The sequence below is a fragment of the Mycobacteriales bacterium genome, assembly GCA_035550055.1.
Lineage (GTDB): Bacteria > Actinomycetota > Actinomycetes > JAFAQI01 > JAFAQI01 > DASZTV01.
Genome location: DASZRO010000064.1, coordinates 1 through 6,322, shown reverse-complemented (window position 1 = coordinate 6,322; position 6,322 = coordinate 1). Strand labels below are relative to the sequence as shown.

5 protein-coding genes and 1 tRNA gene are annotated in these 6,322 nt (G+C 69.0%); 1 reads left to right on the top strand and 5 read right to left on the bottom strand.

What is annotated here, in order from left to right:
- Positions 1-28: 28 nt before the first annotated feature.
- Together VG899_09660 and VG899_09655 are read right to left on the bottom strand one after the other, a co-directional pair.
- Positions 29-105: transfer RNA gene (locus VG899_09660), tRNA-Pro, on the bottom strand.
- Positions 106-121: 16 nt separating this feature from the next.
- Positions 122-1,006, bottom strand: a complete 885-nt coding sequence (locus VG899_09655; protein ID HWA66617.1) for a metallophosphoesterase — start codon at positions 1,004-1,006, stop codon at positions 122-124.
- A 52-nt stretch (positions 1,007-1,058) separates the two neighbouring features.
- On the opposite strand from VG899_09655, the gene VG899_09650 reads away from it, so the two are divergent.
- Positions 1,059-1,511, top strand: coding sequence for a GatB/YqeY domain-containing protein (locus VG899_09650; GenBank protein ID HWA66616.1), 453 nt, complete (start codon positions 1,059-1,061; stop codon positions 1,509-1,511).
- 18 nt (positions 1,512-1,529) lie between these two features.
- Here VG899_09650 and VG899_09645 read toward each other — a convergent pair whose 3' ends face one another.
- From VG899_09645 to VG899_09635, 3 genes are read right to left on the bottom strand one after another with little or no spacing between them, the layout of a single operon-like run.
- Positions 1,530-3,941, bottom strand: a complete 2,412-nt coding sequence (locus tag VG899_09645; GenBank protein ID HWA66615.1) for a transglycosylase domain-containing protein — start codon at positions 3,939-3,941, stop codon at positions 1,530-1,532.
- 22 nt (positions 3,942-3,963) lie between these two features.
- Positions 3,964-5,112 carry an ArsA-related P-loop ATPase gene (locus VG899_09640; GenBank protein HWA66614.1) on the bottom strand — a complete coding sequence of 383 codons (1,149 nt, stop codon included), beginning with the start codon at positions 5,110-5,112 and terminating at the stop codon, positions 3,964-3,966.
- A 58-nt stretch (positions 5,113-5,170) separates the two neighbouring features.
- Complete coding sequence (locus tag VG899_09635) at positions 5,171-6,151, bottom strand: ArsA-related P-loop ATPase (GenBank protein HWA66613.1); 981 nt, start codon at positions 6,149-6,151, stop codon at positions 5,171-5,173.
- Between the last annotated feature and the right edge of the window lie 171 nt (positions 6,152-6,322).

Here is a 6,322-nt window from a genome sequence, read left to right as displayed (position 1 = left end):
GCTATTCCGATGTCCTGAGACATCACATTGGTCGGGATGACAGGATTTGAACCTGCGACCCCCTCGTCCCGAACGAGGTGCGCTACCAAGCTGCGCTACATCCCGAAGTGCGTCGGCGAGTCTACCGGGCGGTCAGGGTGAGCAGGGTGGCCTCGGGTCGGCAGGCGAACCGGACGGGTGCATACGGCGAGGTACCCAGGCCCGCCGAGACGTGCAGATAGCCGCCGCTGGGCCAGCGCGACAGTCCCCGCGCACGCTTGCGTTCGAGCCCGCAGTTCGTCACGAGTGCGCCGAATCCCGGGATCCGCAGCTGCCCGCCGTGCGTATGGCCGCTGAGCATCAGGGCATACCCGTCGCAGGCGAAAGCATCGATGACGCGCGGTTCCGGGCTGTGGGACAGCCCGATCGCAACGTCGCAGCGCACCGGGCCGGAGATCCGCTCGTAGTGGTCAGCGTTGAGGTGTGCGTCACTGACGCCCGCGAGCTCCACCGTCAGGCCGCCCAGCTCGATCGTCGTACGCCGATGCGTCAGGTCGAGCCAGCCGGCGTCGGTGAACGCGTTGCGCAGCTCACCCCACGGCAGCCGTTCGCCGTAGTTGCGCCGGTGGCCTCCACGCGAGAGGAGATACCGCGCGGGGTTCTTCTTGACGGGGGCGAACCAGTCGTTCGACCCGGGGACGAACACTCCGGGCCGTGCCAACAGCGGGCGGAGCGCTTCGAGGGCCGGGGCCACCGCACCCTGCCCCGCCAGATTGTCGCCGGTGTCGACCACCAGGTCGGGGTCGAGCCTCGCCAGTGACTGGACCCAGCGGACCTTCCACGGCTGCCCTTCGGTCATGTGGAGGTCGGACAGATGCAGGACCTTCAGGTCCGGACTGCCGGGGGGCAGGACCGGCACCTCGATCCGCCGAAGCGCGAACGCCTTTCGTTCGTACAACGCGGCGTAGCCGATCGTCACGAGCCCGAGCCCGACGAGCGCCAGCACGATCCAGGCCGCGAGGGGCATGCCCCGAGGTTATGCGGCTGCCGGGGGTGAGCTCGGTTACTACCCTTGCGCCATGTCCTTGAAGGAGCGGCTGCGCGCCGACATGACCGCATCGATGAAGGCCCGCGACGAGCTCAGGACCGGCACGCTTCGCATGGTGCTGACTGCGGTGACCAACGAAGAGGTGTCAGGCAAGAGCGCGCGGGAGCTCTCCGACGACGAAGTCGTCACCGTGATCGGTCGGGAGGCGAAGAAGCGGCGCGAGGCCGCGGAGGCCTTCGACGGAGCGGGCCGCGCGGAGCTTGCCGATCGTGAGCGAGCCGAAGGCAAGATTCTCGAGGAGTACCTGCCGGCTCAGCTCACGGACGACGAGATCGAGACGATCGTCCGCGCCGCGATCTCGGAGTCAGGCGCCTCCGGTGCCCAGGCGATGGGCCAGGTCATGAAGCTGGTGCAACCGCAGACAGCCGGCAAGGCCGAGGGCGGCCGCGTCGCTGCAGAGGTACGCCGCCAGCTCGGCAGCTGACCGACGCCACCACAGCGGCTACCGCGTGCGCTCCGGTCGCTGCCGCTGTGTGAAGCCTCCGCCGTTGACAGTGTCCGAGGGGGTCGGCGTGGGTGTGATCGTCGGCGTCGGCGGTGCGCTCGGGCTGATGGTGATGGTCGGGGCTGTGGGCTGATTGGTCGGCGTCGGGGCGCTCTGGCCGGGCGCCGGCGAGATGCCATCGCTGATGTACACCGTCACCGTCGAGCCGGCCGGAAGGACCGACCCGGCCGGCGGGTCGGTCCGCGCCACGTCGTCTTCGGGCTCGGTGCTGTCGACCAGCACCCGCACCAGCTTTGGCACGTAGCCGTCCTGGATCAGCGTCGCCTGCGCGGCGGTGATCGACAGCCCGACGACGTTGGGCACGGTCTGCTTCGGCGCGGTCACGGTGTAGGTCTGGCTGCCGCTGAACTGCGCCGGGGGTACGCCGGCCAGTGCGGCGTTCAAGGTGGACTGCCAGATCCGCCCGGCGAGCGTCGCGCCGAACACCTCGCCGTAGTAGACGCCGCCGATGGTCAGGCCGCCGAGCGACTTGTTCGGGCTGGACGGGATGCCGGCCCACACCGCCGCGGACAGCTGCGGGGTGTAGCCCGCGAACCACGAGCCGTCGTAGTCGTCGACGGTGCCGGTCTTGGCCGCGGCGGGACGCCCCGCCAGGGCGTCCTCGGTGCCGGTGGCGCCGGGGACGGTGAGCACGCCTTCGAGGATCGAGGTCACGGTGTTGGCGATGCCGCTGTCGACCACCTGGCGGCAGTGCGACTGCGGCACGTCGTAGTGGTGGCCGTCGCGGTCGACGATTGAGGTGATCGCGATCGGTGAGCAGTATTCGCCGTGCGCGGCCATCGTCGCGTACGCGTTCGCCTCGTCGAGCGGGGTGAAGCCGGCGGCCGAGCCGAGAACGAACGACGGCACCTGCGGGATCGGGCCGCCGTTGGAGGGCTGCATGCCCATCTGCTCCGCGAGCTTGATCGGCTCGCACAGTCCGGTGCGCTGCTCGAGCTGAGCGAAGAACGTGTTGACCGAGAACCAGGTGCCCGACTCCAGGTTGAACGTGCCCGACTCGCTGTCCGCGGCGTTGTGCAGGTCGTACACGCCCGCGTCCTGCCCGGAGCAGGTCTTGTAGCCGTCGACGACGATCGAGCCGGGCGCGTGGATCGTGGTGCTGAGCGGGAAGCCCTCTTCGAGTGCGGCAGTCAGCACGAAGAGCTTGAAGGTGGATCCGGCGTGGAAGCCGTAGGTGCTCCCGCCGTACTTCTCGTCGACGGCGTAGTCGATGCTGTTCTCGCCGAGCTTGGGGTTGTCGCCGTACGGCGTGTTGACCGCGATGGCCTTCACCTGGCCGGTGCCGGGCTGCACGACCGCCTCGGCCGCGTCGACCCCGCTCGGGTCGCGGGCGCGGACGTACTGGTGGATGCCGGCTTCGGCGGCCTTCTCGACCTTCGGGCTCAGCGTGGTCGTGACCGTCAGGCCGCCGCGCGTCAACAGGGACAGGCCGAGGCTCGGGGTGACCTCGAAGATGTGCTTCACGTAGTCGCAGAAGTACGGGTACCTCGATGCCACACAGTCGTTGGGCTGCTGGTGGATGTCGAGGTCCAGCGGCGTCGCGAGGGCGGTGTCGTACTCGTCCTGGGTGATCGAGTGGTACTTCAGCATCTGCCCGAGCACGGTGTTGCGGCGCTGCGTCGCGAGTGTCGGGTAGAAGCGCGGGTTGTAGGCGACTGGGGACTGCACGAGGCCCGCGAGCAGCGCGCTCTGCGGCAACGTGAGCGCGGTGACCGGCTCGTTGAAGTAGTGACGGGCCGCGGCGCCGACGCCGTACGCGCCGTCACCGAAGTAGACGATGTTGAGGTAGCGGTCGAGGATCTGCGACTTGGTGAGCTTGTGCTCGAGCTCGATGGCGTACTTCGCCTCACGCACCTTTCGAGCGAGCGTGTCGGCGGTCGCCGCTTCGCGTTGCTTCTCGGTGCGGGCGTTCTCGACGAGCACGTTCTTCACGTACTGCTGGGTGAGCGTCGAGCCGCCCTGAGTGACCGTGCCGGTCGCGCCGTTGCGCAGCAGGGCTCGCAACGTGCCCTTGAAGTCCAGACCGCCGTGTTCGTAGAAGCGGACGTCTTCGATGTCGATGATCGCCTGCTGCATCACCACCGGGATCTCCGACAGCGCGACGCTGGTGCGGTCCTGCGAGTAGAACGTCGCGATCGTGGACCCGTCCGCGGCGAGGATCCGTGACACCTGCGGGAGCGGTTTCGCAGTGAGGTCGGCGGGCAGCTCGTCGAAGGTGTTGGCGAGGCTGCGTGCCGCCAGGCCCGCGCCGCCCACGAAGGGCAGCAACGCGACGGACATGATCAACCCGGCGACCAACGCGACCGTGCCGAGGAGCACGAAGCTCCGCGGCAGTACGGGGCGCCTCACCTGCTCAGGCTATTCCGGGCACTCAGACCGCGGCTCGCGTCGACGCGCCCGCGAGGTCGTCGCCGATGGCGCGCAGCCCGTCGAGATCGTGGACGTCGCCGGCCTGCGCGGCGACCTCGACGATGCGCACCCGCGGGTGGGCGGCGTGGAACTGCGACGCGCGTCGCGCGTCGCGACCGGCCGCGTCGACGCGGCTTGCGTGGATGCGCAGCGCCGCGACGGTCAGTGGCTCGTCCTGCGCCGCGTCGAGGGTCTCGGCGGCCGCGATCGACCGTTCGACCGAAAGGCCGGGCACCGCGCTGGTGTGCACCCGGTTGAGGACGAGACCGCCGAGGGGCATCTGCTCGGACTCGAGACGCTCCACGAAGTACGCCGCCTCGCGCAGCGCGTCGCGTTCCGGGACCGCCACCACGACGAAGGAGGTGCCGCGCTCCTTCAGCAGCTTGTAGGTCTGGTCGGCACGCTCGCGGAACCCGCCGAACATCGTCTCCAGCGAGGACACGAACAGGCTGAGGTCCTTCAGCGCCGACGCCCCGAGGATCCGGTTCAGGACGTCGGTGAACATCTTCACCCCGAGGCTGAAGACCTTCAGGTACGCCCGCCCGCCGGCGCGCGCGGGCGCGGTGAGGATGCGGATCATCCTGCCGTCGAGGAAGTTCCCGAGCCGCTGTGGTGCGTCGAGGAAGTCCAGGGCTGAGCGGCTCGGCGGCGTGTCGACCACTATCAGGTCCCAGTCGCCTATCGACTTGAGCTGACCGAGCTTCTCCATCGCCATGTACTCCTGAGTGCCGGCGAAGCTCGACGACAGCGACACGTAGAACGGGTTCGACAGGATTGCTTTCGCCCGCGCCTCGTCCGCGTGGGCCGCGACGATGTCGTCGAAGGTCCGTTTCATGTCCAGCATCATCGCGTCGAGCCGCCCACCCGCCGAGGTGTCGATCCCGGCGACGGCACGAGGGGTGTTGTCGAGCTCGGTCAGCCCCATCGACTGGGCGAGCCGGCGGGCCGGGTCGATGGTCAGCACGCAGACGCTGCGGCCCTGCTCCGCGGCCCGCACTGCCAGGGCGGCGGCCGTCGTCGTCTTGCCGACACCGCCGGCGCCACAGCAGACGATGATCTTCGCGTCGCGAAGCAACGCGTCGACATCGAGCGGCTCGATCCCTGCTGTCATCGGCTGTCTCCTTCAAGGCCCCGCTGCTGAGTCGCTGCGCGAGGCGATCTCGTGGGGCTCAGACCATCCCCGCGGCCTGCAGTCGGTCCGCGATCTCCTGAAGCCCGGAGAGCTCGGTGGCGTCGGTGACGTACGGCAACTGGTAGGTCGGCCGGTCGAGAGCCGACAACGTCGCGAGCTCCTGCTGCTCCAACTGGATCCGGTGGGCGTGCTCGCGCATCTCCGAGACCAGCGCCGCGACCGTCGCGGCGTCGTCGTCGACACCGGCCGCTTTGAGCCCGCGGGCGATCTCCGCAGGGTCGATCGTTCCGGCGGCCGCATCGTCGATCCGGCCCTGCGGGATCAGCGGATCACGCACCATGTTGACCACGATCGCCCCTGGGCGCAGCCCGGTCTCGATCAGCTCGGCAACCCCGTCGGCGGTTTCCTGGACCGGCATCTCCTCGAGCACCGTCACGAGATGGACCGCAGTGCGCGGTGAGCGCAGCAGCTCCATGACGCTGTTCGCCTGCTTGCTGACCGGACCCATCCGGGTGAGTGCCGCGACCTCGGTGTTGACGTTGAGGAACTTCGAGATCCGCCCGGTCGGTGGTGCGTCGAGCACCACCGCGTCGTAGAGGCGGCCACCGCCGCGGCGCTCCCGGGTCGCGGCCTCCATCACCTTTCCGGTGAGCAGGACGTCGCGCAGGCCTGGCGCAATCGTGGTGGCGAAATCGATTGCCCCGAGCTTCTTCAGCATCGAGCCGGCTCGTCGCAGGTTGTAGAACTGCTCGAGGTACTCCAGCAACGCCTGCTCCGGATCGATCGCCAGGGCGTAGACCTCCCCGCCGCCCCGGGCGACCGCGACGCGACGTTCCTCGTACGGCAACGGTGGTGTGTCGAACAGCTGAGCGATGCCTTGGCGCGCCTCGACTTCGGTGAGCAGGACCTGCCGCCCGCCGGCCGCCAGCGCAAGCGCGAGGCCCGCGGCCACGGTCGTCTTCCCGGTGCCGCCTTTGCCGCTGACGACATGCAGCTTCACTGCGGGGAAGTCGGCCACCAGACGAGGGTATGTGGCTGTCAGATTCGCTCGGCGGGTGAGCAGGAGATGGCCGAAAGGTGGCGAACATCACACCAGCAACCCCAGTGAAGAGCGAGGTCTTCCGATGTACGACGAGCTCACGTGGCGGGCCGGTGCGGAATGCCAGGCGGACAACGCGACGCACTTCTA